A 25,573-nucleotide genomic window follows, 5' to 3' on the forward strand; every position below is an offset into this window, starting at 1 on the left:
GGCCCTGATCCAGGAGGGGACGCCGCCCCAGGAGGCCGCGTACCGCCTGGGCTACTTCGACCAGCCCCACCTGGCCCGCTCCCTGAAGCGCTACGCCGGCCGCACCGCCACGCAGCTGGCCGCCCCGGACCCGGCGCGCCCCTGCCGCTTCTGTACAAGACCGCGCTCCCGCCGCCCACTTAGAGTTCACGTCATAGCCGACGGGCCCGGGGCGAAGCCCCCGGACCGACACATCACGGAGGAATCATGCGCAAGGTTGTCGCGGGTCTGTTCGTCTCGCTCGACGGTGTCGCACAGGCGCCCAACGAGTGGCAGTTCGCCTTCGACGAGGAGATGGGCGCCGCGATGGCCGCGACCCTGGAGGCGGCGGACACGATCCTGCTGGGCCGGGTGACGTTCACCGAGTGGGCCGGGTACTGGCCGACGGTCACCGAGGGCGAGGACGCCGGCTTCGCGACGTGGATCAACGAGTCGCCCAAGTACGTCGTCTCCTCGACGCTGGACAGCGTCGACGACTGGTCGAACAGCACCCTGGTCACGGGCGACCTGGCCGAGGCGGTGGAGGAGCTCAAGGCCGGCGAGGGCAAGGACATCACGGTCGCGGGCAGCCCGACCCTGGTGCGCTCGCTGCTGGAGGCGGACCTGCTGGACGAACTGGTGCTGCTGATCCACCCGGTGGTGGCCGGCGAGGGCCGCGCGAAGCTCTTCACCGACGACACCCCCCTGAAGAAGCTGGAGCTGGTGAGCGCCCAGCCCACCAGCAGCGGCGTCATCATCGCCACCTACCGCCCGGCGCGCTGACCTACGCGGAGGCCCCCGGCCCACCCCGTAGAAGGGGTGATCCGGGGGCCGCCGCGCGCCTGCTACGGGCCGTCCCTACGGCTGCGTCGCGATCTGGATGAGATTGCCGCAGGTGTCATCGAAGACGGCGGTGGTCACGGGCCCCGTCACCACCGGCTCCTGGGTGAAGCGCACCCCCAGGCCGCGCAGCCGCTCGTACTCCGCCTCCACGTCCTCCACGGCGAACTGGGCGATCGGAATCCCGTCCTGGACGAGCGCGTCACGATAGGGCCTGACGGCGGGATGCCCGGCGGGCTCCAGCAGCAGCTCCGCACCCCCCGCCTCCTCGGGCGCCACGACGGTCAGCCACCGGTCCTGCCCGCCCACCGGGACGTCGTGCTTCTTCACGAAGCCGAGAACGCGGGTGTAGAAATCCAGGGCCTTGGCCTGGTCATCGACGAAGACGCTGGTCAGACGAATCCTCATGAGGTGCTCTCCTGCGGTCCAAAGGTGTCGGGTACGGGCCGCCGCTCGACGATCAGCCGCAGCGGAGCCGTATCCAGCGGATTCTGGCCCGAAAAGCAGAGCATCCAAGGGCGTGCGGGGGCGCGTGTCTACTTCCAGACGGCGAACGCCTCGTCGTCGCTGCTTCGCAGCAGGCCGCCCTTGACCCACTCGACCTTCTCGGGGGCCGCGCTGGAGCCCGCGTCGGAGAGGTAGATGGAGCAGGCCTCGTAGCTCTCGCCCGCCGGGGCCTTGTCGAACGTGCTGGAGTCGTGCTTGTCGAGGCACTTGTCGAACGTGGGCGCGTCCTTGTAGGTGAGCTGCCCGTCCTCGCCCACGACCGGCTCCGGGAAGGCGCTCATGATGTTCAGCCGGGTCAGCAGGCCGCTGTCCGCCGTGAGGTCGAAGGAGGGCCCCCGCACGCTCCCGGCCTCGGTCTTGGTCACCCGGTAGTGGACGTAGTACGGCGTACGGCCCTGGTACTGGTCGGCGTCCTTGAGGCCGGACAGGTCAGCGGAGGTGCCGGCGTCCACGCGCAGCACGCTGACCTCCAGGTTGTCCTTCTTCGCCGGGTCGCCGTAGGACAGCTCCTGGGTGTCGCCGGAGCAGCCGGTGAGCGCGAGCGCGGCGGCAGCGGCGGTGAGGGCGGCGAGTGCGGTACGGGTGGTCAAGGTTCCCCCTGGAGATGGTGGTCGTAAGGATCGGCCGGCGGTCAGTACGGGCCGCTGCCGGGCTGGTGGAGCGGGTGGGACCGGCCGGCCTCGGCTGTACGGGCCGCGCCGCGGGCGAGCGTCAGGTCCATGGCGGCGAACGCCGCCAGCCCCGCGAACGCGCCCAGGTGCAGCAGCCACCAGCCGCTTTCGTAGGTGCCCAGGGGCTGGCCGTCGAAGGCGTCGTTGCCCAGGAGCACCAGCGGGAAGGAGCCGGCGCACAGCAGGCCCACGACCCGCGGCGCGCGCGAGGGCGCGTACGGCGTGAGGGCGCGGTAGCCGACGGTGAGTGCGGCCAGGAGGAAGAGCAGCGACGGCCAGGTCACCAGGCCGCCCGGGGGGCCGCCGGGCGGGAGGTCGGACAGCGCGAGGACGTCCTCCGTCCTCAGGGCGATGCCGCCTGTCGCGCCCTCGCCCTCGTAGGGGAAGACCATGGCGATGTGCGGCAGTGCGGCGGCGAGCACCGCCCCGACCGCGAGGCATGCCAGCCCGGCGCCCAGCACGATGCCCCAGCGCGGGCCCGGTCCGGCGGGCGGCGCGGTCGGCACCATCCGTGGGCCCGCGCCGGGGTGCCCGGTCGCCGCGTAGGGGTTGCCGGCGAGCGGCTGCCCGGCGCTGTCCGCCGCGTTGACGATCTGCACGTGCCCCGGCGCGTACCGCCGGGCCTTCGCGGTCAGCTTGGCCAGGTGGAACTTCCGCCGCTCGACCGCCACATGGAGCTGCGCGGGCATCGCCGGATCGGCGGGCAGCGCCTCGGCGCCCGCGGGGATGAGCGCGCCGTCGCGCAGCCGCGTACCGAGGAGGACCTGCGGGCCGAGCGCGGGGGAGTCGGCGACGACGAGGGCGGTGACGTCGGCCCACGGCAGCCGGACGTTGCCGATGCGCACACCGGAGGGGTCGAACTGGAAGAGGACGCGCCGCGCGTCGAACCACAGGAAGACGTACGGTGCGGCCACCACGAGAACGGTGCCGCCCTTCACGTCCAGCACCCAGCCGCACAGCAGCGCGAAGCCCACGAGCGCGCCGATCAGACCCCAGAGCTTCGCGAGGTCGGCGGGGGAGAACGGGCCCGTCACCCGGTATCGCTCCCACCGCGCTCGGCGGCGCCGAACGGGCGCCCCCAGTACGGGAGTCGGCGGCGGATAGCTCACGGTCGGATCCCCTGGTGGACGTCGCGGACCAGCACGGCACGTCACCCCGTACAGGAGCCCCCGCCGCAACGAGCCCTGGTCGGCTCGCGGAACGTTTGTACCGCACCCGGGTGACAGATCATCTACCCGGCCCCCAACCGGAGATGAAGATCACACAGCGGAAGGCCGCCTGACGGGGACCCCCGGGCGTGGGGAGCGCGGCCTGCTTCGCGTACTGACGCGGGCACGGCCACGGGTCCCCGACCGGCCACGCGAGGCGGCCGGTCGGGGACCCGTGGACGTGGGGGCTGTCCGCTGCACCCGGCTGGGGGTCAGCGGCGCAGGTCGAAGCGGTCGGCGTCCATCACCTTGTTCCAGGTGCGGACGAAGTCGCGCAGGAACTTCGGCGTCGCGTCGTCGGCCGCGTACACCTCGGCGACGGCGCGCAGTTGGGCGTTCCAGCCGAAGGCGAGATCGACGCGCCCGGCCGTCCAGCGCTGCTTCCCGGTGGCGCGGTCGGTGCCGACATAGGTGCCGTCATCGGCCGATGACGGCTCCCACGACGTACGCATGTCCAGCAGGTTGACGAAGAAGTCGTTCGTCAACTGCCCCGGCTTGTCGGTGAGTACGCCCAGCGGCGAGTGCTGGTAGTTCACGTCGAGCACCCGCATGCCGCCGAGGAGCACGGTCATCTCGGGGGCGCTGAGGCCGAGTTGGTTGGCCCGGTCGAGCAGCATGTACTCGGGCGCCAGCGGGGCGCTCTTGGCGGCGTAGTGCCGGAACCCGTCGGCCTTGGGCTCCAGTACGTCGAAGGCCTCGGGGTCGGTCCACTCCTGGAGTGCGTCACCGCGCCCCGGCGTGAAGGGCACGCTCACCTCGTGGCCCGCCGCGCGCGCCGCCGCCTCGATCGCCGCGCAGCCGCCGAGCACGACCAGGTCGGCGAACGACACCCGCACATCCCCGCTCTGCGCGGCGTTGAACCGCTCCCCGACAGCCTCGATCGCCTGGATGACGTGCGCCAGGTCGCCGGGTTCGTTGGGGGCCCAGTCGCGTTGCGGCTCCAGGCGGATCCGGCCGCCGTTGGCCCCGCCGCGCATGTCGCTGCAGCGATACGTCGACGCCGCCGACCAGGCGGTGTAGATCAGCTGCCGGGGGGTGAGGCCGCAGGCGAGCAGGTCGGCCTTGAGCGAGGCGATGTCCTCCTCGCCGACCAGCGCGTGCACCACCGGCTCGATCGGGTCCTGGAACAGCTGCGGGGTGGTGGGCACCATGGAGCCCCGGTAGCGCACGAGCGGACCCAGGTCGCGGTGGATGAGCTTGAACCACGCCTTGCGGAACTCCTCCTGCATCTCCTGCGGGTTCTCCAGCCAGCGCCGGGTGATCTGCTCGTAGATCGGGTCGACGCGCAGCGCGATGTCGGAGGTGAGCATGCCCGGCTGGTGCTTCTTGGCCGGGTCGTCGGGAGAGGGGGTGGTGTCGGCGCCCGCGTTGTCCTTGGGCCGCCACTGCCACAGCCCGCCGGGGCCGCGCCACTTCTCCCACTCGTAGCCGTAGAGGTTCTCCAGGAAGGTGTTGTCGAAGGTGGTCGGGGTCGGGGTCCAGGTCACCTCGAGGCCGCTGCTCGTCGCGTCGGCGCCGACCCCGGTGCCGTAGGAGTTCTTCCAGCCCAGGTCCTGCTCCTGAAGCGGCGCCGCGGCCGGGGGCGGCCCCACCATGTCCTGCGGGCCGGCGCCGTGGGTCTTGCCGATGGTGTGGCCGCCGACGATCAGCGCGGCGGTCTCGATGTCGTTCATCGCCATCCGCTTGAACGTCTCACGGATGTCGGCCGCGGAGGCGAGCGGGTCGGGATTGCCGTCCGGGCCTTCGGGGTTGACGTAGATGAGGCCCATCTGCGCGGCGGCGAGCGGCTGTTCGAGCACGTGCGTGGACGAGAAGCGCTCGCTCTCCGGCGCCATCCAGGTGTGCTCGGGACCCCAGTACGTCTCGTCGCCCTGCCACCAGTCGATACGCCCCCCGCCGAAGCCCATCGTCTTGAAGCCCATCGACTCCAGCGCGCAGTTGCCGGCGAACTCCATCAGGTCCGCCCACGACAGCTTCCTGCCGTACTTCTTCTTCACCGGCCACAGCAGCCGCCGCGCCTTGTCGAGGTTGGCGTTGTCGGGCCAGCTGTTGATGGGGGCGAAGCGCTGCATGGCGTGGCCGGCGCCCCCGCGCCCGTCCTCGGTGCGGTAGGTGCCGGCGGCGTGCCAGGCCATGCGGATGAAGAAGGGGCCGTAGTTGCCGAAGTCGGCGGGCCACCAGTCCTGGGAGTCGAGCATGAGGGCCTCGAGGTCGCGCCGCACCTCGTCCAGGTCGAGGGTGTCGAACGCGGCGCCGTAGTCGAAATCCTCATCCATCGGATCGATGGCCGGAGGATTCTGCTGCAGCAGCTTCAGATTCAGCTGATCGGGCCACCAGTCGCGCACCCCGCCGACAGCCTCGGGGCGATTGATTCGACCGGCGTTGACGGGACAACCATCTGCGGATTGGGAGGACACGGCATTCCCTTCGAGAAACGAACTGCACACCGCTGGAATATCGCCCGGCCTCGCAGCGGCCGACGACAGTCCGATACGACGAAGAGTCTTACCCGAACCACTGAACAGACCCGGCATTTCCACGGCGCGCGGCTCCACGAACCCCCGACCACCCGACCGCACCGGGCACAGGATGTCGGGTCCGGCACAGTGGGACGCCCATAGCGTGAAGCCCAGTGAGGGAAGGACGGCCAGGAATGCTGGAACGGCTGAACCAGGCCATGGGCCACATCGAGGAGCATCTCGACGAGCCCATCGACGTAGCCGAGCTGGCCCGTATCGCCATGACGTCGGAGTACCACTTCCGGCGGATGTTCTCCGCACTGGCGGGCATCCCGCTCTCCGAGTACGTCCGCCGCCGGCGGCTGACGCTCTCCGGAGCCGAGGTGCTCGCCGGGGAGCGGACGCTGCTCGAGGTCGCGGTGCGGTACGGATACAGCTCGGGCGAGGCCTTCGCGCGTGCTTTCCGCGCCGTGCACGGGGTCGGCCCCGGCGAGGCGCGGCGCACGGGCGCGGCGCTGCGATCCCAGCCGCGGATGTCCTTCCGGTTGATCGTCGAAGGGAGCAGCAGCATGCGGTACCGGTTGGTGGAGAAGGACGCGTTCCGGATCGTGGGCAGGGGGACGCGGGTCCCGCTGGTCTACGAGGGGATGAATCCGGCCATCGTGGAGTTCGTCAAGGGCATCGGCAGGCAGACGCTGGGGCGGTGGGAGGAGTACGCGGACGGGGAGCCCGGCGGTGTCGTGGCCGCGGTGAGCAACCACTTTGCCGACGATGCGGAAGGCACCGAGATCGACTACTTCCACGGAGTGGTGAGCGACGCGGAGGTGCCCGGGGCCTCGGAGAGCCTCGACGTCGAGCCGGGGACGTGGGCGGTGTTCGAGTCCTCGGGGGAGTTTCCGCTGGCTGTCCAGCACCTCTGGCGGGATGTGTACACGCAGTGGTTCCCGTCCAACCCCTACCGGAGCCGGCCGGGTCCGTCGCTCTCGCGCACGCGGGTGTCCCAGGACGGTACGCACGCGGACGCGGAGGTGTGGATTGCGGTGGAGCGGACCGGCGGTTGAACCCACGGCCTGCGGTCGTACGGCCGCTTGTCCTGCCCTACGGCCCCGCGCAGCCGGGCTCGGCGGGCGTGAGCGCGAGGGTCACGGCCGCCTCGCAGTGCAGGAGGGTGGTCGCGAACACCGGGACCGGGCTGTCGTCACCACCGATGAGCAGCTCGATCTCGGTGCAGCCCAGCACGACGCCCTCGGCGCCCGCCGCGACGAGGTCGGCGATGACGTCCCGGAAGTACCGCCGGGACTCCTCCCGTACGACGCCGAGGCACAACTCCTCGTAGATGACCTCATGGACCCGCCGGCGCCCGTCGGCGCCGGGAGTGAGCACCTGGAGTCCATGGGCGGCGAGGCGGCCGCGGTAGAAGTCCTGCTCCATCGTGAAGGCGGTGCCCAGCAGTCCGACGCGCCGCAGGCCCTGCGCCCGTACGGCCGCCGCGGTGGTGTCGGCCAGGTGCACGAGCGGGATCCGCACCGCGGCTGCCACCTGGTCGGCGACCTTGTGCATGGTGTTGGTGCAGATCAGCAGCAGGTCCGCGCCGGCCGCCTGGACCGCGACCGCCGCCTCGGCCAGCACCGTGCCGGCCTCCTCCCAGCGGCCCGCCACCTGGAGCTGCTCGATCCGCGCGAAATCCACGGAGTACAGCACGCACGGCGCGGAGTGCAGCCCGCCCCGCCGCTCACGCGTCAACTCGTTGAGCAGCCGGTAGTACTCGGCCGTGGACTCCCAACTCATGCCCCCGAGCAACCCGATGGTCTTCATCACGCCACACTCTCACGACCGCCGATCCCGGGTGCCGGCCGCGCCCCCGTACCCGGCCCCTGCCTCCCTCCCGCTGTGCCGCCCCTCCTGCTGTATCGCCGCGCGGTCCTGCCGCGGCCGTACGGCGCCTCGGCACCGAGGTCGACGCCGATCCGGGCCACCCCTATTCCGAACCGATGGTGACAGCTATGGTGCGTAAATTGTTTCCACTGCTGAGACCGGAGGACCCGGATGAGCCGCGACGCACGTGCCGTGCTGACGGCCGGGGTGGGCGGCGCGCTCATAGCCGGCTGCACCATGGGCAACGTCGGCAGCAACGTGATGCCGGTGCTCCTCGCCGGGTTCGGGCAGCGGTTCGACCTGTCCGACACCGCGTCGGGCGTGGTCGCCGCCGCCCAGCTGCTGGCCACGGCCGCGGCCGCGCTGCTCCTGTCGCGGCGGGCGATGCGGGCGGGACGGGTGCGGATGGCCCGCTGGGGCCTGATCGCCGCCGCCGCGGGCCTGGGCGGTGCCGCGCTGGCGGACAGCATGGCGGCCCTGCTCGTAGCGAACGTGGTCGCCGGCGCGGGGCTGGGGGCCACGTTCGCGGTGGCGGCGGCCGCGCTGGCCGGGGCACGTGACAGCGAACGGGCCGCGGTGGTGGCCGTGTTCGGCAGCGCCGTGGTCATCGCGCTGCTGCTGATCGCGGTCCCGCAGGCGAACGCGCTGTGGGGCGGCGCCGCCGGGTTCGCGGTGGTCGCCGCGTGCTGCGCGCCTGCGTGGTGGCTGGTACGGGCCCTGCCCGAGGGCGGCGCGACACCGTTGGAGTCCGAGGCCCGCAGCGCGCCGCCGCGGTGGTTCCTGGCGGCGATCGCCCTGCTCGCCGTCACCGACCAGGGCGCCTGGTCCTACGCCGGGGTCCTGGGCGAGGACCATGCGGGGCTGTCCGCCGGCGCGGTCTCCGTGGTGCTCGCGCTCGCCGGTGTCGCGGCGCTGGCCGGGGTGGGTGCGAGCGCGGTGGCGGCCCGGCGGGTGGGGCGGGCGGCGACGTTGCTGCTCCTCCTGTGCCTGGCGGGGGCGGCCAAGTTCCTGGTCGCGTCCTGCCCGTACGCACCGGTGTACACGGCGGCGACGATCGTCTGGCAGGTGTGCTACCTGGGTCTGCTGGTGCAGATGCTGGCGATGGTGACCTGCGCGGACCGCAGCGGCCGGTGGGCGGCGGCGGCCGGCGGCGCGCTGGCGATCGGCGCGGGCGTGGGTCCGGCCGTGTGCGGATGGCTGCTGGACGTGAGCGGTGAGCCTGCGCTCGGCGTGTTCCTGGCGGCGGCCACCGCGGCGGCCGCGGTGCCGCTGGTGGCCACCGCGCGGCGAGTGGAGGCCGGGGTGGAGGAGGCTGCGAGCGAGGCGCACCAGCCGGGTTGAGCGCGTCAGGCGCTCAGACCGCGCGGGCCCGCAGGGCGATCGCGTCCAGGAGCAGCCCGAGCGTCGTCTCGAACTGGTCGTCCTCGTCGGCCTCGGCCAGGTACGGCGCCACCGCGGCCAGATCCGGATAGCGGCTCGGGGAGACCGCCAGGTACTCGCGCCGCCAGGCCCTGCGATCACCCTCCCGCGAGGCGCTGCCCAGCGCGACGACCGAGGCCTCGTAGGAGGACACGGCCAGGGCGGTGTCGACCAGGGACCGGTAGTAGCGGGCCGCGTCGCGGTCGGCGAACCCGGCCCCGCGCAGGGCCGCGATGACCACGTCCGCCCCGTGGAACTCCGCCTCGCGGCGCGCGACACGGGTGGCGACGAGGACCGCGACCTGCGGGTGGGCGACGCAGACCGCGCGCACCCGGCGGGCCAGCGCCTCCAGCGTGGGGCGCCACTCCTTGGACGGGGCGAAGCCGTCCATCGCCTTCTGGAGCAGCCGCTCGGCGAGCCCGAGCAGGATCTCGTCCTTGCCCGCGAAGTGCCGCAGCACCGCCGTGTGGTTGACGCCCAGCTCCGAGCCCAGGCGGCGCAGCGTGAGGGCGTCGGCGCCCTCCCGGTCCACCAGGGCCAGCGCCGTGTCCAGGATCAGGTCGGGGTTGAGCGAGGTGGACGGCGGACGACCGCGCCGCGGCCTGCTCCGCGGCGCCGCCTTCGCCCGGGGTGCGGTCATGCCCGTCATCCTATCGAGGGCCGCCGCATCTCCCGGGGGCGGAGAATCCGGCCTCAGCCGCCCGTCTCCAGGTACGTGACGAGGGCCGTCAGCGCGGCCACCGTCTCGGCGTCGCGGCCCTCGTCCTCCGCCGTGTCCCAGGCGCTCGTCTTGACCACCACCACGTCCGCCTGCGGATCGACCCAGAGGTACTGCCCGTGGATACCGATCCCGGTGAACGCACGCCGCGCGCCGCCCAGCGTCCACCACTGGTTCGCGTACCCGTAGTGCCTGGGGGCGTCCGCGCCGAGCGCGCCCACCGCCAGGTGCGCCAGATCCGCGCCGCGGCTGCGCTCGACCCACCGCGCGGGCACGATCTGCCGCCCGTCGAGCTGCCCGCCGCGCGCCATCACCAGGCCCAGGCGCGCCAGATCCCGTACGGCCGCGTTGAACGAACCGCCGCCCAGCGCGGTGCGCGGCCGGCCGCGGGTGAGGAAGTAGTACGCGTCGCGCTCCGCCCCGACGCGGCTCCACAGGCGGCTGTGCGCGTACTGCGCGAGCGCCGTGCCCGTCGCGGCCTCCAGGACCCAGCCGAGGACCTGGGAGTCCACGGTCGAGTAGGTGAACGTGGTGCCCGGCCGCGCCGCGCGCGGCAGCGAGCGCACCACCTCCAGCAGCGATCCGCCGCCCGACACCGCCCGTTCGAAGCGCGCGAACGACGAGGCGGGGTCCGCGTAGTCCTCCGTGAACTCCACACCGCTGCTCATGTGCAGCAGGTCCCCGACCGTCGGCCCGTCGTACGCGCTGCCCGCCAGGTCCGGCAGGTAGCCGGCCGCCTTGTCGTCCAGCGATCCCAGGGCGCCCTCCTCCAGGGCGATCCCGACGAGCATCGACGTGACCGACTTGGTCAGGGAGAACAGCTGGAACCTGGCCCGCGGCGAGGCGAACCGCCCCGGGTACTCCTCACGCACCAGCGCCCCGCGGTGCAGCACGGCGAAGCCCGTGGTGTGGGTGCGCGCGTGCAGCTGGGCGAGGGTGCGCCGCTCGCCGTCGTGCTCGTACGTGAACGCGCGCAGCGCCGGCCCGTACGGCAGCGGCCGGGGCACTGCCGCCCGGGCCACCGGCCGGGTCGGCAGTACGGCGGACATGTGCGTGAACGTCCACTCGTTCAGCGGCCGGGAGAACGCGAGGTCGGCCTGGTGGCGCCACAGCCAGCCGGCCCCGGCGCCCAGGCCGGCGACCGCCGCCCCGAGCGCCAGGGCGCCGCCCGCTCGTCTCGTGCCCGTGCCCATCGCGACCTCCAGCATCCCGCCGACCATAATTTCGGACCAATGGTGACACCAGAGTTCGCAACGAGCAAGGACGCGGCCCGCAGCGAGGCCGCCGTGCCCGTCCAGCGGCTGAACCACGCCCGGGACCGACCCCCGTACAGCCCCCGATCACCTCGGCCCGCGGCGCCCGGGCCGCCTCCTCCCGCCAGGCCACCAGGCCACCAGGCGCGGGCAGGCCCGGCACGTGATCAGCGCCTGGTCCAGCCCGCGCAGGGAACCCGTCCGCGATGCGGTCGCGGCGGGGAAGGCGTGCGCGTCCGGCACGGGGTGATCGCCGTCGTGCATGCCACGTTCCTTGCCGGCGAAGTCGGGGCGTGCGATGAGGTCGAAGCCCGAGCCGTGCCAGAAGCCCGCCGGCTCGCCGAGCAGGCCCGCCTTCCGCCGCACGCCGTCGCTGTCGGGGCTGCAGCGGGCCGATGAAGCCGGCACTGGGGTTCTCCCGCGCGGTCGTGCGGTGCGTTACGAGAGCCCCGTGCCGCGGCGCCCACGCCGGACGGGGACGGCCCCGGCCCGGGTGCTCGCGGCGGCGCGCTCAGGACGGGGTGGAGCGGACCGCGACGCGGTCGTCGGTGAGCTTCACTTCCCAGGACGGCTCGGTCACCGAGGCCGGGCCCCGGACCGGCTGGCCGTCCGTCAGGCGGAACTCGCTGCCGTGCCACGGGCACTTGATGCACCCGTCGCCGACGATCTCGCCCTTGTCCAGGGGGCCGCCCTCGTGGGTGCAGGTCGCCGAGAGCGCGTAGACGGTGCCCTGGTACCGCACCAGCACCACCGGTACGCCGCCCGGCGTGACCCGCGTCGGCTTGCCCTCGGTCAGATCCGACAGCGCGGCTACGTCCGTCCAGTCGGTGACCGGCTCCTGGAAGGCGGTGTGGTTGACGCCGATGCCCCGTACGAGCGACAGGTGGCCGCCCAGATAGGCCGCGCACGCGGCGCTGCCCAGGGCCGCCGCGCTCAGCGCGATGCCGGACCGGCGGCAGCCCCTGCGGCGTACCAGCCAGGAGGCCGCCTGCAGAGCGGTCGCCGTCAGGTTGCCCCACGCGTGGACCAGGCCGACCCGCTGGGTGGCGCCGATGGTGTCGGACCAGTCGCTGGCGCCGGTGGCCGCCGCCGGCAGCGCGGCGAGGACGCCCAGGCCCACCAGGCGGCGGGCCGCCGGGGCACCCGAGCGGCCCGCTGTGGCATCCAGCGCGCAGGCCATCGCCCAGGCGCCGATCGGCAGGGTGGTCGCGATGGGGTGCACGGGGTGCCCCAGCCACGTACCCGACAGCGCGTTCTTCACAGCGGTACGGGCCGTGACCTTGTGCACCCGGCCGGCGGCCAGGTGGCACAAGCGATCGAGCGCGTCGGCGTCGGCGATGCGTTCGATCGCGCTCTCGATCATCTTCGGCATGGTGCTCGCTCCTCGGCACAAAACGGCGGCCTGGCTCTGCCGCCCAGCGTCACACGCGCCTACGAAGTCGGCGACCGCACGCGCCGCCGCCTCCCGCCGACCGCACGCGGCGCCCGCTGCCCGACAGCGCGTCCGCTCCCGCGCGCCCGCCGCGCCTCCGCATCGTGAACCGTGCCGGCGGGTGCGGTACTCCAGCTCGGCGGTGGCCTTGAAGGGGAGCGGCGTGTGTCCGCCGTCGTTCTCCCCGACCCCTCAGGCGATCGCCAGGACGATGGCCAGTGTCGAGTCGTACTGGCGCTGGCGGCCCGCGAGGGATTCCAGCTGCTGGAGGGCGTGCTGCCACTGCTGGGGCTGCGCGGCGGCGAAGGCCGGCCAGCCGACGACCACGAGCAGCCGGCCGGGGACCTCGGGGCCCCAGCCCAGGGTGCCGCTCGCCTGCTGGAAGGCGTCCCAGTTGCGGGCCGCCGCCGGGGGCAGGCCCAGGGTGCTTGCGCACCGCTCCAGGAAGCCCTGCTCGTCGGTGACCGCGGCGAGGTCGAGGGCGAGGACCTTCCAGCCGGCGGACTGCACCGCCTGGGCGAGGGTGGCGTGCGACATGGGAGCACCGCTTTCAAGGTACGGAACGGGGTCGGGCGCCCGTACGGGACGGGGCGGTTCGTTCGTCCACCATGCCCCAGCGGCCGTGATCCCTCACGCCGAGCGCGGGCGGGCAGCGCCCCGATCCGCCGGCGCCCCTACGACGCCGCGTCGGCCGCCGGGCAGGGTTCGCCGGGTGATTCCGGCGAGGTGGCCGTCGTGGCTCTGGAGATCGCCATATGGATTTCACATTGGTTTCGTTGCGTGCTTGACCCGGTGGGCGCTAACGTCTCGGGCATGGCAGCTGGAATTGATCTGACTGCCCGGCGGCATGTCGATTTCGGTCGGCTCGCCAGCGGGCTCTGTAATAGCTGATCGCGCGTGATGGACGCGGGTTCTCCCCGCGCTTCCACGCCGTTTTCCTGTGGGATCCCCCTTCTCCGCCTCGGAACGGCGGCTCTGCTTCTGAGCTGCCGTTTTCGTGTGGTGAGTGGCTGCGGGCCGAGTTTCCCGTTTCTCTGCGCGCGGGTCCTCGGCTGCATAAGCGGCGCGTGCGCGCCCGCGTTTCCGAACGGCCCGCCTTTCTCGTTCCCTTGCGGCGTCCATGGCTTATTCGGGATGTCCGCGTACCTGAAAACAGGAGACAGTTCATGAGTGATCCCAGCCAGCCCTCCATCGGACGGCGTGGTGTGCTCGCCGGTGCTGCCGCGGTCGCCGCCGCGGCCGCGGTGCCCGCCGTCGGCGTCGGGCGAGCAGTCGCGGATACGGGCGCCGGCACGCGGCCCAACATCCTGCTGATCGTCACCGACGACCAGCCCAAGCACACCGAGTGGGCCCTGCAGAAGACCGTGGGGTGGATCGCGGACCAGGGCGTGCGCTTCACCCACGGGCACGTCACCACGCCGCTGTGCGCCCCGTCGCGCTCCTCGGTCTTCTCCGGGCGCTACGCCCACAACCACGGGGTGCGCAACAACGGCTCCTCGCGCGGACTCGACCAGCACACCACTGTGCAGCGCTATCTCCGCCAGGCCGGCTACCGTACCGGCCTGTTCGGGAAGTACCTCAACTCCTGGGCGCTCGCGGACAGTCCGCCGCACTTCGAGGAGTGGGCGCTGCTGCAGCCCGGGTACGTCGACAGCACGTACAACGTCAACGGGACCGTCCAGACGATCAACGGCTACTCCACCACCGTCATCAAGAACCGGACGCTGAAGTTCCTGGACAAGGCGGCCACCGACACGCGGCCGTGGTTCGCCTACGTCGCCCCGTACGCCTCCCACGGGCCCCGCACCCCCGAGGCCGCGTACGCCGGCACCGCGGTGCCGGAGTGGAACGGTCGCCCCTCCGTGCCGGAGGCCGACCGCAGCGACAAGCCCGGCTACGTCAAGAACGCCACCGGCACGCTGGCCGACGGCAAGCGCATCCGTGCCGAGCAGTTGCGGACGCTGCGGTCGGTGGACGACGCGGTGCAGGCGTTCAAGGACAGACTGCAGGCGCTCGGGCAGTTGGAGAACACCCTGGTCATCTACATCGGGGACAACGGTTTCGGTTGGGCCGACCACGGGTGGACGGCGAAGTCCGTGCCCTATTCCCCCGCCCACGAGGTGCCGTTCTACCTCTCCTGGCCGGCCGGCGGTCTGGGCGCGGGCGTCAACGACAACCGCCTCGTCGCGAACATCGACATCGCACCGACCATCCTGGACGCGGCGGGCATCACGCCGGACACCCCGCAGGACGGCCACTCGCTGCTGGGCCCGTACAGCCGCGATCACCTGCTGGTGGAGTGGTGGAAGCAGGGCAGCGCGGTGGGCGGGCCGCCCACCTGGTCGTCGTACGTGGCAAAGGACCGCCAGTACACGGAGTACTACGACCTCACCACCGACGCCGCGGGGGCCGTCTCCGGCAGCGGACAGGTGAAGTTCCGGGAGTACTACGACCTGGCCGGCGACCCCTACCAGCTCACCAACCGGCTCTACCAGGCGACGCCCGCCGACGAGGCCGCCCTGGGCGTTTCGGCGCTGGCCGCCGCGCTGGCGGCGGACCGCACCGCCTGAGGGGCACGCCGGCCGCGCTTCCCGAGCACGTGACCGCCTGACCGTCCGCGGCCGGGCGCCCCCTTCGCGGGCGCCCGGCCGCCGTGAAGGAGAGCAACCGATGCACTTCCGCGACTGCTGCGCCCCGGGCCGCGGCACGGACGGCGCCACCACCGCCGTGGCACTCACCGCCCCCGCCGCCGTACGCGCCGCGCGTGACCTCGTCCCCCTCCCCGCAGGGCGCTTCCTGATGGGGAGCGACGACCCCGAGGGCTTTCCCGCCGACGGGGAGGGCCCGGTACGGCAGGTCGAGGTCGGGGCGTTCTCCATCGCCGCCACCACCGTGACCAACGCCCGCTTCGCCTCCTTCGTCAAAGCCACCGGATACCGCACCCAGGCCGAGGAGTTCGGCTTCTCCTACGTCGCGGAGGCGTTCCTTCCCGCCGACCTCGCGCGCGTCTCGCCGCCGGTGGCGGGAACGCCGTGGTGGCGTGCGGTGGCGGGAGCGAGCTGGCGCCACCCTGCCGGGCCCGGCTCGCACTTCGCCTCCCGGCAGGACCACCCCGTCGTGCACGTCTCCTGGAAGGACGCGCGCGCCTACTGCGCCTGGTCGGGCACCCGCCTGCCCACCGAGGCCGAGTGGGAGTACGCCGCGCGCGGCGGGCTGGAGCAGCGCCGCTACCCCTGGGGGGACGAACTGCGCCCGCACGGGCGGGACATGTGCAACATCTGGCAGGGCGACTTCCCCCATCGCAACACCGGAGCGCACGCGCGGACCGGAACCGCGCCCGCCCGGTCCTACCGCCCCAACGGGTACGGCCTCTACCAGGCGGTGGGCAACGTGTGGGAGTGGTGCGAGGACCACTTCGGCGCCGATCACACCAAGGCACCCCGGGAGGGCAGACGGGTCATGCGCGGCGGGTCGCACATGTGCCACGACTCGTACTGCAACCGCTACCGGGTGGCCGCCCGCAGTTCCAACACCCCCGACAGCTCCACGGGCAACATCGGCTTCCGCGTAGCGGCCACCCGGGCATCCTCCCCCTCGTAAGAGGCTGTTGCCGGCCGGCGCCGCTCAGGCGCGACGGTGCGCGATCAAACGCCGTCGCCGGCAGGCTCCTACGGCAGCCGGTCGCGCCGCGCCGCCCGCACACCAGCCGCGTACGCGTCGACCCGCGGATCCTGCTCGGACCTGGGCTGTAAGGGTCGGCTCCGGACGCTGGGGGCCCGTCGGCCGGTCTTAGGGCTCCGCACCCCCTGATACTGGCGATCATGCGTATCGACTTCGATCCATCGGCCATGGGACGCGACGCCTTCTACCGGCTCCTCACCGCGGTGGTGGTCCCACGGCCGATCGCCTGGGTCTCCACCGTCTCCAAGGAACACCCCGACCGGCCGAATCTGGCACCGCACTCCTTCTTCTCCGTCGCCTGCGTGGAGCCGCCGATCGTGCAGTTCACCTCGGTGACGCGCAAGGACTCACTGCGCAACGTGGAGGAGACCGGGCAGTTCGTGGTCAATTTCGCACCGGAGGGGCTGTTCCGGGAGATCAACGACACCGCCACCGACTTCCCGGCCGAGGTGAGCGAGTTCGACGCGGTGGGCCTGGAGCCCGAGCCCTCCCAGCAGGTGAAACCCCCTCGGGTCGCGGCCTCGCCGGCAGCGCTGGAATGCGTACTGCACAGCCTGCTGACACTGGGCGACTCCACGGTGGTGTTCGGCCGGGTGGTGCATGCGGTGGTGAGCGATGGGGTGCTGGCGGAGGACGGACTCCCCGGCATCGGGCTGCTGCGGCCCCTGACGCGGCTGGGCCGCAACGAGTGGGGAACCCTCGGCGGGGTGCTGGACAAGCCGCGCATCCGCTGGAGCGACTGGCAGCGGGGCGAGCGCAGTTGACCCCTCCCCGTGCGCGTCGCTGCGACCAACTGATGGGCAGCCCTGCGGGTGGACGGGCATCGGGCGGTCGGTGGGCGCCGGCGGGGCGGCGACCGCATCGGCCGGGTGCTGCCGACTCCCCCGTAGCGGAAGACCGGATGGCCCGTACCCGACGCCGGGGATCCCTTCGCGCCCTCAGGCTTGGGCGAGGAGTTCCCTGACGCGCGGCACCACGCGCTCGCCGTAGAGCTCGACGCTCTTCAGCCGGGCGTCGGCCGGGAGCGGACCGAAGCCGTAGACGAGATCGAACCGGTTGACGTCGAGCTCGCGGACGGTGGAGGCGATCTTACGGGCGACGGTTTCGGGCGAGCCGACGTACAGCGAGCCGTGGGCGACCTCCTGATCGAACTGCTCGCGCGTCATCGGCGCCCAGCCGCGGTCCCGGCCGACACGGTCACGGTGGACCTTGAGCGCCGGCCAGTAGGTTTCGAACGCCTCCTCGTCGGTCTCGGCGATATGCCCCGGTGAGTGGATGCCGACCTCGCTGGGGTCCGTGCCGAACTCGGCCGCGGCGCGCCGGTAGAGCTCGACGAACGGCGCGAACCGCTCGGGCGGGCCGCCGATGACGGCGATCATCAGCGGGAATCCGTAGCGCGCCGCCCGGATCACCGACTCGGGCGAGCCCCCCACGCCGATGCTCGTGTGGATGCGGCCCGATGCGGTCTTGGGGTAGACGTCGGCGTCGCGCAGGGCCGCCCGGGTGCGCCCCTCCCACGTCACCGGCTCTTCCTTGAGGAGTTCGGCGAACAGGCCCACCTTCTCCTCGAACAGCTCGTCGTAGTCGGTGAGTTCGTATCCGAACAGCGGGAACGACTCGGTGAACGATCCACGACCGAGGATCACCTGGGCGCGGCCGTTGGACAGCGCGTCGACAGTCGCGAAGCGTTCGAACACGCGCACCGGGTCATCGGAGCTGAGCACGGTCACGCCGGAGGCCAGCTTGATGCGTTCGGTGCGGGTGGCGATGCCGGCCAGGACGGTTTCGGGGCTGGAGACCGCGAAGTCGGCCCGGTGGTGTTCGCCCAGGGCGATGACGTCGACGCCTCGTTCGTCGGCGGCGATCGCCTCGCGCACCACCTGGCGGATCGCCTCGGCGTGACTGAGGAGCTTTCCGTCCGGCCCGAGGGGCAGGTCCCCGAAGGAGTCGAGTCCGAAGGTCATGGGGGGTGTCGTGGAAGAAGTGGACATGGGGTGTCTCCTTCGATCGTCCGCTCCGGTCGTCAGCCCCGGTCCGCCGGCGGTGGCCTGCGAGGTGCTGTCATCGAACTGCCGCGGCCTTCCCCACCTCGCGCCTGGGCCGCACGGATCGCCGTGACGATGGGAACGGCTCCTTCGGGAGGGCGGCTATCGCGCCGTGGCCTCCGTCGCCGCCTTGTGCTCCTTCAGCTTCTGTACGTGCCTGTCGCGCCTGCGCACCACGAGTGCGGTTCCCGTGCCCACCGCGGCCAGTGCCACGGGGGCCATCCACGGGCGGTTGAGCACGTTGTGGAAGACGTGGTCGAGGGAGTAGCGGCCGGGGCCCGAGATGGCGAGGGCCGCGGCCGCGGTTCCCAGGACGGCCGAGAGTTCGAAGCCGCCGTTCTGGGCGAAGAAGCCGTTGGGCCAGGTCGTCGCGGTCGCGCCTGCCATGGAGCCGGTGGCCAGCGCACCGGCGGCGGGCGTGGCGAGGCCGAGGGTCAGCAGGGTGCCGCCGCCGCCTTCGGCGAGTCCGGCGGCGATCGCGCTCAGCTTGCCCGGCTCGAAGCCGACGGAGTCCATGAACGTGGCCGTGCTCTTGATACCGCCCCCGCCGCCCCAGCCGAACAGCTTGTGCGCGCCGTGCGCGGCCAGCGTGCCGCCGACCCCCAGGCGGAGCAGCAGTAGCCCCAGATCACGTCGTCGGTCGCTACTGGTCACGGTCACAGCGACTCTCCTAGGCGATGGCGGAAACAGGAAAGGCGGCAGGGAAGGAACCGCTCCCGCTGCCCGTACCCCCCACCTTCACACCGGAGGCATGGAACGGCATTCCAGCGCCCTTCCCGGGACACCGTTCGGATGATGCGCCGCGGCGGGCTGGGGGGCGGCGAAGGCGGTCGCCGAGGTGCTGGTCAAGGACCTGGAGCTGGACCTCTGCGAGAACGGCATCACGCACACCATGTGGGAGATGACGCCCAAGCGCACCACCCGCGAGTTCTTCGCCACGCACTCGGCCAGCGAGCTGTTCGAGTGGAACGACCACGATCCGGAGGCGCAGGGCCGGCTGGCGCAGCTCTACCGCGACGGCAAGAAGATCGTCCACATCAACCCGCTCATCGAGGCGGGCGCCACCCGCACGGTCATCCCGCACGAGATCCTGGCGATGGCGACCTTCCACTGGAAGAAGGGCCGTGTTGATCATCAGCATGAGGCCCCGGAGGAACACCTTGGTGCGTTCGCGCCCAGGACCGCGCGACCCTCGGCGAATGAGTACCGGCGCCCGTCCACCTGAGTACCCCGTACGGCGCGCGCTGCCCCGCGCTGCTGGTGGACTGCCGTCATGGACACGCAGATCCCGCGCCCCCTGCGCACCGCCACCGCCACCGCTACGGCCACCGGTTCGGCCCTCGCGGTCGTGCTGCTGCCGCTCGTGGTCGGCGCGCTCGTGGCGCGCAGCGCCGGCGGCGACCCGATGGCGTCGGTGAACGCCCTGATCGCGGGCGGCGGCCAGCGCGGCCGACTGTCCCGTACGCACCTGCGCGGCTGCGGGGGCCGGGCACTGGCGACGGCCCGGGGCACGTGGGCGCACTCCGCGCTCCGGAGGGGCGGCAAGGGGCCGCGCTGTCTCGCTGCGGCCCTCCCGGTCGCCCCTCGTGCGTCATTGACGCGCCGGCCGATCCCTCTGCGGTCGATCCCTCTGCGGTCGAACTGACGCTGCTCCAACACCCTCTCCGGGCGAGCCCCTTCCGATCGAATCGCCCAGCAAGCGGTCGACCTCTTCGAAGGCAGCGAGCTCAAGCAGCTGCGCGCCTGCCGCGTACCGGGCTGCGCCCTCTCCTGCCTCATGGACCGCCCCCGGCGGGAGTGGTGCCCGGCCGGCTGCGGAAACCGGGCCCGAGCGGCGCCCCCACCCGAAGGTGCCCCGCGTGAGCGAGGGTTGCCAGCTGACAATGAAAACGATTATCGTATCGTTTTGTGTCCGTGGGGACATGAACATGACCTGAGGGGGTTCGTTTTGCGTACCCGCAAACGACTGCTGACCGCTACCGCCATCACCGCCGCCGCGCTGACGACCGCCGGCCTCAACTCGGCGGCCTTCGCCGCCACCACCCTGAGCCGGGGACACGTCGACGTCCTGGACGCCGACTGGGACGGCGGCAACCTGCACCTGCACGCCCACGACGAGGAGACCGGCACCGAGTACGACCCCGCCGAGGTGACCCTGTCGGTGCCGGCGGCGGCGAAGACCGCCAACCCCGGCTACGGCTTCCTGGGCAGCGGCAGTCAGATCTGGCTGCTTCCCGAGAGCGAGGCCACCGCGAACGCGAAGGGCATCCTGTACCCGGGCATCTCCACCGAACACCTGACCAGCGGCGTCTTCGCGAACAACTCGGTGAAGTACACCCTCCTCCACGCCACCCGCAACGGCGCGGCCACCGAGGACTTCAGCGTCTACGCGGGCGCCGGCAGCCGCTGGTTCGACAGCAACACCGCCCTCACCGGCTACAAGTCCCGGACCTTCGGCGTCGGTACGCACAACCACGCCAACTGGGCCTTCGAGGAGGCCGGCACCTACAAGCTGACCTTCCGGGTCGAGGGCACGGCGAACAGCACCCTCGTGTCCGACACCGCGGTGTACACCGTCGTCGTCGCATGACGCGGGCCCTGACGCGCGGCAGGCGCGCCTTCACCGCCGCGGCCCTGACCGCTGTGACCGCGGTGCTCCTGGGCGCGGCAGGGCTCACCGCCGTCGCCGGCGGCGGCAGTGCCCGCGCCGCCGGCGCCGTCGTCCTGGACGGGGGCGAGCTGGACCTCGTCCCCCGACTGGTCGACGGAAAGCCGGAGTTGCAGATCGACGACCGCGGCGCGGGTGACCCGGTCGTACGCGAGCCCGGCGAGGTCGTCCTGCACGCGGACGCGACCACGCTGCAGCACACCTCCTCCCCGCTCGCCGAGGCGTTCGGGCTGGTCTCCCAGGACATGTGGCAGCTGGGCGGGCAGCGGGCCGCGGAGATCTTCGCCCCCGAGCCGGGGTGGAAGGACTCCCTGGCGGGCGGCGGCGAGGTGGCGCTGTCCGACTTCACGGGGCCGGGGGTCTTCGGCATGGCCGCCTTCACCCGCGACATGGAGATGGCGGACGAGCCGCCGGCCGTGTACCTGGGCAGCGGCGAGGGGGCCCCGCGGGCCTTCACCCTCGACGGCGGCGGCCAACGGCACACGCCCACCTGGCTGTTCAGCGCCGAGGGCGTCTACCGGCTCACCTTCACCGTCACCGCCGGCGCCCGCACCGACACCGAGGTCCTCGCCGTCGTGGTCGGAGACGACGTCGACCCGGCCACCGTGCTGCCCGGCGACGGCTCCACGCCGCCCGCCGAGCCCACCGCGACCGACACGCCGACCAGCCCGCCGGCGCCCACCCCGACGCCCGCGCCCACCGCCACCGCTCCGGCCGCGCACGTCATCGGCGAAGGGCACCTCGACCTCGCCCCGCGCCCCGTCGACGGCCGCTGGCAGTTCCAGGTCAAGGAGGGCTCACTGCTCGACCACCGGTGGTACGAGCCCGACGAGGTCGTCCTCCAGGTCAGGCCCGGCGCCAAGCGCAGGATCACCCAGCCGTACGACTTCCTGGGGGCGGTGGGGGAGCCCGTGTGGTGGCTGCCCGTCCAGCAGACGGCGGGCCTGGTGTGGCCCGGCTTCAGCACGGAGCAGTACGGGAAGGCGCAGATCGACGGGGACGTCGCGTACCGCCTCGACGAGGTCCGCGGTCCCGGCACCGTGGCGGTGTTCAGCACGGACGGACTGGGCGGCGTGGACGCCTGGTTCAACAGCGGCGACGGCCTGCCCGACACCTACGACCACAACTCCGGGGCGCACTCGCACGCCGACTGGGCCTTCACCAAGGAGGGCGTCTACCGCCTGACCTTCACCGTGAGCGCCACGCTCACCGACGGCACGAAGGTCAGCGACACCGAGACCCTGGCCTGGGCGGTGGGCGACGTCGACCCGGCGACGGTGCGGCCGGGCGCGGGCGGTGAGCCGACGGCCACCCCCAGCGCAGGCACCTCGTCCCCTGCCACGTCGCCCACCGCGTCGAGCCCCACGCCGCCCCCATCCGCACCGGCCGCCCCCACCCCGCCCGACCCCACCGCCACGGACGAAGGCCCAGCCCCCCGGGCGGCCACCCCCTCCGGCGCCCTCGCCTCCACCGGCGCGCAGCTCGCGGCCGTCGCGGGGATCGCCCTGGCGGCAGTCCTCGCGGGCGGCGCCGCCGTCCTTCTCGTACGGCACCGCCGGACGCCCCGGTGAGGCGCCGGGCGCGGCGCACCACCCCCCGATTCGCGCAAGGAGCCCCCATGCCCACCCCGATACGCACCACGGCCGCCCTGTGCGCGGCGGCCCTGCTCACCGGATGCGGCGGCGACACCGGCGCCGGCGAGGCCGGGCTGCGGGTGTCCACGACCACCGGGATCCTGGCCGACCTGGTCCGCCAGGTCGCCGGCGAGCGCGCGGAGGTCACCGCGATCGTGCCGCACCACGGCGATCCGCACTCCTACGAACCGAGCCCCGGTGACACGGCCGAGGTCGCCCGGGCCGACCTCGTCTTCAGCAACGGACTGCTGCTCGAAGAGCCCGGGATCATGAAGATGATCCACAGCAACGCCCGCAAGGGCACCCCGAAGATCGCCGTCAGCGAGAAGCTGGAGGAGTTCGGCGGCACGGTCATCAAGCTCCAGGAGGACCTCGGGCTCGACGTGCTGTGGCTGGGCTGGGCGGTGGAGGGCGCCGTCCCCGGCGAGGGCTCGCAGATCCGTATCACCGCCCGCGAACTGAGCGGACCGGGCGACCTGCACGTCTACCTGACGGACACCCTGGGCACCCCGCACAGCTACCTCGACTCCACGGACGGCCTGGACGCCGCGGACTCCTTCACCCTGCCGCCCGAGGCGCACACCCACGTCAACTGGGTGTTCACCGAGCCCGGCACCTACGAACTGACCGTCACGGGCGAGAGCGAGACGCTGGCCGGCAAGCGCAGGGAAGTGGCGAGGGGCACCGTCACCTTCGCCGTCGGCGGCCGGGGCGACCAGGGCGGCCGGGGCCGCGAACTGCTCGCCACCGGGCACGCCGACATCGCCCTGGACGCCGAGAAGGGCGAGGTCTTCGTACGGGCCGAGGAGGCGGCGACCGGCGAGAGCGTCCGCCACCCGCCCGGCTCGGTCGCGCTGTCCGTACCGGACAAGGCGCGCAAGACCGTGCCCAAGGAGGAGGCGTACCGCTTCCTCGGCGACGCCGGCGCGGACATCTGGGTGCTCCCGCAGGCCGTGCTCGGCAAGCACGTGCACGGCGAGACGGACCCGCACGCCTGGGAGGACGTAGCCAACGCCGAGGCGTATATCCGCCGGATCACGGCCGAGTTGACCCGGGCGGACCCCCAGGGCCGGGCGGTGTACGAGAAGAACGCCGCCGCGTACCTCGCCACGCTCCACGCACTCGACGCGGAGGTCGCCCGCACCCTCGCGACGATCCCCCAGGGCCACCGCAAGCTGATCACCACCCACGACGCCTTCGGCTACCTGGCGAAGGCGTACGGCATGGAGGTCGCCGGATTCGTCGTGCCCGTACCTAACCAGGAGCCCAGCGCCGCCGAGGTCGAGCACCTCGGCAGGACCATCCGCGAGACCGGGGTGCCCGCGGTGTTCCTGGAGCCGAACCTGGCCGCGCGGGCGGACGTGCTGCGCCGCGTGGCGCAGGACGAGGGGGTGCGGGTGTGCACCGTCTACGGCGACTCCTTCGACGAGAAGGTCCACGACTACGTGGCGATGATGCGCCACAACGCGAACGAACTCGCCCGCTGCCTGGGCGGGGAGGGGAGTTGAGCCCGATGAGGGACACACCGCGTACGTACAGGATCGCCGCGGCGGCGGCGCTCGCGGCAGCCGGGGTGCTGGCCGTGGGGGCGGCGCCACCGACGGCGCCACCAGCACCGACGACGGCGCAGGCCGGCCCGGGGGAGTGGGCCGGCGTCCCGAGGGCGGCCGGGGCGCCTGTCGAGATCGACGACACGCACCGCATCGCCGTCCCCGACGAGGAGGCGCTGCGCTTCCTCGGCGAAGCCGGCGCGCAGGTGTGGGTGGTGGCGCACGCCCCGTGGGACACGGGCACGGCGCCGGACGCCCCGGCGGACGGCGGCGGCGTACGCCGGTCGCTGACCGCCGTGGAGGGGCCGGGCGTGCTCACGGTGTACGACGTGGACGCCGACGGCGTACCGGCGGTGCGCTTCACCAGCGCCGACGGACAGGCGCAGGGCTACGAACTGCCCGCGGGCGGCCAAGGAGACGGCACCCGTTGGGCGTTCGGCGCCCCCGGCACGTACACGCTCACCGTCTCGGAGGAAGCCGGGCAGGTCCAGGACGCCACCTCGGGCACGCAGACGTCGTACACGGTGCTCGTCGGTGACGAAGCCATCGCCGCCGCGGCCGGTGCGACCCTGCCGCCGCAGCCCTCCGCCGCACCTGGCGCGCTGCCCTCGGCACCCGGGAACACGAGCGCTACGCCCGCATCGCCCGCACCCGCGTCCTCCCGTCCAACCGCCCGACCGCGCACCCTGATCGCACCCGCGACACGCTCCACCGCGGTGGAAACGGACCGGACGGTACTCGACGAGGGGCACCTCGACCTCGCGGCCCGGGTCGTCGACGGGCGGATGCAGATCCACCTCAAGGACGGCACGGTCGCCGGGAGGACGACGTGGCGCGAGCCGTCGTCCGTGGTGCTGCACGTCAAGCCGGCGGCGAAGCGGAAGATCCCCGCCAACGCGGACTTCGCGTTCCTGGGTAAGAGCGGCGATCCGCTCTGGCTGCTGGACCAGGTCCAGCAGGATGGCCTGCTGTGGCCGGGCTGGTCCACGGAGAACATCCCGGCCGGACAGACCAGGGGCGGTGTGGAGTTCTCCCTCACCAAGGTGGCGGGCCCCGGCAGGTGCGCACTGTTCACCTACGACGGACTGTCGGGCGCCGCGGTCCTCTTCAACAGCGGCGACGGCCTGCCCGACTCCCTCACGGTGGCGCAGAACACGCACGCGCACGGCGGCTGGGCGTTCACCAGGGAGGGCACCTACCGGCTGACCTTCCGGATGAGCGCCACACTGGCGGACGGCACCAGGGTCTCCGACACCGAAACGGTGGCGTTCGCGGTGGGCGCGGCCGACGCGGGCCCGGCCGCGCCGGGCGACGGCTCGGGTACGGGGCCGGCGGGCGGCGACGGCGGCTCGGACCCCGCAGGCTCCGCGGACCGGGGCTCGCAGGGCGGGTCGGACGCCCAGGACGACACCCCACCCGGCGGATCGATGGCGTCCACCGGCGCCGGAGCGGGCCCGGCCCTGGGTGCGGCGGCTGCCGCGCTGACCGCCGCGGGCCTCGGCTTCGTCCTGGCGGCCCGACGCAGGAGGCGCGCCCGTGACTGACAGGACCGGCCCTGCACCGGGCTCTGTACCGGCCCCTGCACCGGCCCCTTC

Annotated in this window: 23 protein-coding genes and 1 pseudogene; 12 read left to right on the forward strand and 12 right to left on the reverse strand. The window is 72.8% G+C overall.

Annotation, left to right across the window (positions count from 1 at the left end; all coding sequences use genetic code 11):
* Positions 1–246 precede the first annotated feature (246 nt).
* Entirely contained in the window at positions 247–801 is a 555-nt protein-coding gene (locus ACFQLX_RS15075) for a dihydrofolate reductase family protein (RefSeq protein WP_386415224.1), read from the forward strand.
* A 75-nt stretch (positions 802–876) separates the two neighbouring features.
* Here the strand turns inward: ACFQLX_RS15075 and ACFQLX_RS15080 are convergent, their stop codons facing one another.
* The 4 genes from ACFQLX_RS15080 to katG all read right to left on the reverse strand — a co-directional run bounded on the left by ACFQLX_RS15080 (position 877) and on the right by katG (position 5,691).
* Complete coding sequence (locus ACFQLX_RS15080) at positions 877–1,266, reverse strand: VOC family protein (protein WP_386415226.1); 390 nt, start codon at positions 1,264–1,266, stop codon at positions 877–879.
* 128 nt (positions 1,267–1,394) lie between these two features.
* A complete protein-coding gene (locus ACFQLX_RS15085) occupies positions 1,395–1,955 on the reverse strand; it encodes a hypothetical protein (RefSeq protein ID WP_386415228.1) in 561 nt (186 codons plus the stop codon).
* A gap of 41 nt (positions 1,956–1,996) precedes the next feature.
* Complete coding sequence (locus ACFQLX_RS15090) at positions 1,997–3,070, reverse strand: hypothetical protein (protein WP_386415231.1); 1,074 nt, start codon at positions 3,068–3,070, stop codon at positions 1,997–1,999.
* 386 nt (positions 3,071–3,456) lie between these two features.
* On the reverse strand, positions 3,457–5,691 hold the full coding sequence (gene katG, locus ACFQLX_RS15095) for a catalase/peroxidase HPI (protein WP_386415232.1): 2,235 nt from the start codon (positions 5,689–5,691) through the stop codon (positions 3,457–3,459).
* A gap of 206 nt (positions 5,692–5,897) precedes the next feature.
* Here katG and ACFQLX_RS15100 point away from each other — a divergent pair, with 206 nt between their 5' ends.
* Positions 5,898–6,764, forward strand: a complete 867-nt coding sequence (locus ACFQLX_RS15100; RefSeq protein ID WP_386415233.1) for an effector binding domain-containing protein — start codon at positions 5,898–5,900, stop codon at positions 6,762–6,764.
* 37 nt (positions 6,765–6,801) lie between these two features.
* Here the strand turns inward: ACFQLX_RS15100 and ACFQLX_RS15105 are convergent, their stop codons facing one another.
* Positions 6,802–7,518, reverse strand: coding sequence for an aspartate/glutamate racemase family protein (locus ACFQLX_RS15105; protein ID WP_386415235.1), 717 nt, complete (start codon positions 7,516–7,518; stop codon positions 6,802–6,804).
* 231 nt (positions 7,519–7,749) lie between these two features.
* Between ACFQLX_RS15105 and ACFQLX_RS15110 the strand changes: the two genes are divergently transcribed.
* Positions 7,750–8,919 carry an MFS transporter gene (locus ACFQLX_RS15110; protein ID WP_386415236.1) on the forward strand — a complete coding sequence of 390 codons (1,170 nt, stop codon included), beginning with the start codon at positions 7,750–7,752 and terminating at the stop codon, positions 8,917–8,919.
* A 13-nt stretch (positions 8,920–8,932) separates the two neighbouring features.
* Here the strand turns inward: ACFQLX_RS15110 and ACFQLX_RS15115 are convergent, their stop codons facing one another.
* The 5 genes from ACFQLX_RS15115 to ACFQLX_RS15135 form a co-directional block, all read right to left on the reverse strand.
* The gene (locus tag ACFQLX_RS15115) at positions 8,933–9,637 is read right to left on the reverse strand and encodes a TetR/AcrR family transcriptional regulator (RefSeq protein WP_386415238.1); all 705 of its coding nucleotides are present in this window, start codon (positions 9,635–9,637) and stop codon (positions 8,933–8,935) included.
* A 53-nt stretch (positions 9,638–9,690) separates the two neighbouring features.
* Positions 9,691–10,923: a serine hydrolase domain-containing protein gene (locus ACFQLX_RS15120; RefSeq protein ID WP_386415240.1), complete on the reverse strand. Its 1,233-nt coding sequence runs from the start codon at positions 10,921–10,923 to the stop codon at positions 9,691–9,693.
* A gap of 132 nt (positions 10,924–11,055) precedes the next feature.
* Complete coding sequence (locus tag ACFQLX_RS15125) at positions 11,056–11,376, reverse strand: hypothetical protein (RefSeq protein WP_386415242.1); 321 nt, start codon at positions 11,374–11,376, stop codon at positions 11,056–11,058.
* 103 nt (positions 11,377–11,479) lie between these two features.
* Complete coding sequence (locus ACFQLX_RS15130) at positions 11,480–12,340, reverse strand: Rieske (2Fe-2S) protein (RefSeq protein ID WP_386415244.1); 861 nt, start codon at positions 12,338–12,340, stop codon at positions 11,480–11,482.
* Between the two features lie 252 nt (positions 12,341–12,592).
* Positions 12,593–12,937 (reverse strand): barstar family protein, encoded by a 345-nt coding sequence (locus ACFQLX_RS15135; protein WP_386415247.1) that lies wholly within the window; start codon positions 12,935–12,937, stop codon positions 12,593–12,595.
* A 629-nt stretch (positions 12,938–13,566) separates the two neighbouring features.
* On the opposite strand from ACFQLX_RS15135, the gene ACFQLX_RS15140 reads away from it, so the two are divergent.
* The 3 genes from ACFQLX_RS15140 to ACFQLX_RS15150 all read left to right on the forward strand — a co-directional run bounded on the left by ACFQLX_RS15140 (position 13,567) and on the right by ACFQLX_RS15150 (position 16,845).
* Complete coding sequence (locus ACFQLX_RS15140) at positions 13,567–14,970, forward strand: sulfatase family protein (protein ID WP_386415249.1); 1,404 nt, start codon at positions 13,567–13,569, stop codon at positions 14,968–14,970.
* Positions 14,971–15,070: 100 nt separating this feature from the next.
* On the forward strand, positions 15,071–16,000 hold the full coding sequence (locus ACFQLX_RS15145; protein WP_386415252.1) for a formylglycine-generating enzyme family protein: 930 nt from the start codon (positions 15,071–15,073) through the stop codon (positions 15,998–16,000).
* A 221-nt stretch (positions 16,001–16,221) separates the two neighbouring features.
* Complete coding sequence (locus ACFQLX_RS15150) at positions 16,222–16,845, forward strand: flavin reductase family protein (RefSeq protein WP_386415254.1); 624 nt, start codon at positions 16,222–16,224, stop codon at positions 16,843–16,845.
* A 174-nt stretch (positions 16,846–17,019) separates the two neighbouring features.
* Here the strand turns inward: ACFQLX_RS15150 and ACFQLX_RS15155 are convergent, their stop codons facing one another.
* Positions 17,020–18,072 (reverse strand): LLM class flavin-dependent oxidoreductase, encoded by a 1,053-nt coding sequence (locus ACFQLX_RS15155; protein WP_386415256.1) that lies wholly within the window; start codon positions 18,070–18,072, stop codon positions 17,020–17,022.
* 156 nt (positions 18,073–18,228) lie between these two features.
* Positions 18,229–18,780 (reverse strand): DoxX family protein, encoded by a 552-nt coding sequence (locus ACFQLX_RS15160; protein WP_386415305.1) that lies wholly within the window; start codon positions 18,778–18,780, stop codon positions 18,229–18,231.
* Between the two features lie 148 nt (positions 18,781–18,928).
* Between ACFQLX_RS15160 and ACFQLX_RS15165 the strand changes: the two are divergent.
* From ACFQLX_RS15165 to ACFQLX_RS15190, 6 genes and pseudogenes are all read left to right on the forward strand, one after another.
* A pseudogene (locus ACFQLX_RS15165) lies at positions 18,929–19,234 on the forward strand (hypothetical protein); the annotation flags it as partial.
* Between the two features lie 165 nt (positions 19,235–19,399).
* Entirely contained in the window at positions 19,400–19,771 is a 372-nt protein-coding gene (locus ACFQLX_RS15170) for a hypothetical protein (protein ID WP_386415258.1), read from the forward strand.
* Positions 19,772–20,074: 303 nt separating this feature from the next.
* On the forward strand, positions 20,075–20,716 hold the full coding sequence (locus ACFQLX_RS15175) for a choice-of-anchor M domain-containing protein (RefSeq protein WP_386415260.1): 642 nt from the start codon (positions 20,075–20,077) through the stop codon (positions 20,714–20,716).
* Positions 20,713–22,365 carry a choice-of-anchor M domain-containing protein gene (locus tag ACFQLX_RS15180; RefSeq protein WP_386415262.1) on the forward strand — a complete coding sequence of 551 codons (1,653 nt, stop codon included), beginning with the start codon at positions 20,713–20,715 and terminating at the stop codon, positions 22,363–22,365. Before ACFQLX_RS15175 ends, ACFQLX_RS15180 begins: the two co-directional genes overlap by 4 nt.
* 47 nt (positions 22,366–22,412) lie before the next feature.
* Positions 22,413–23,936 carry an anchored repeat ABC transporter, substrate-binding protein gene (locus ACFQLX_RS15185; RefSeq protein ID WP_386415264.1) on the forward strand — a complete coding sequence of 508 codons (1,524 nt, stop codon included), beginning with the start codon at positions 22,413–22,415 and terminating at the stop codon, positions 23,934–23,936.
* A gap of 5 nt (positions 23,937–23,941) precedes the next feature.
* Positions 23,942–25,522 (forward strand): TIGR03773 family transporter-associated surface protein, encoded by a 1,581-nt coding sequence (locus ACFQLX_RS15190; protein WP_386415266.1) that lies wholly within the window; start codon positions 23,942–23,944, stop codon positions 25,520–25,522.
* Positions 25,523–25,573: the final 51 nt, after the last annotated feature.

The sequence above is a fragment of the Streptomyces polyrhachis genome (assembly GCF_042663125.1).
In the GTDB taxonomy this organism is placed as follows: Bacteria; Actinomycetota; Actinomycetes; order Streptomycetales; family Streptomycetaceae; genus Streptomyces; species Streptomyces polyrhachii.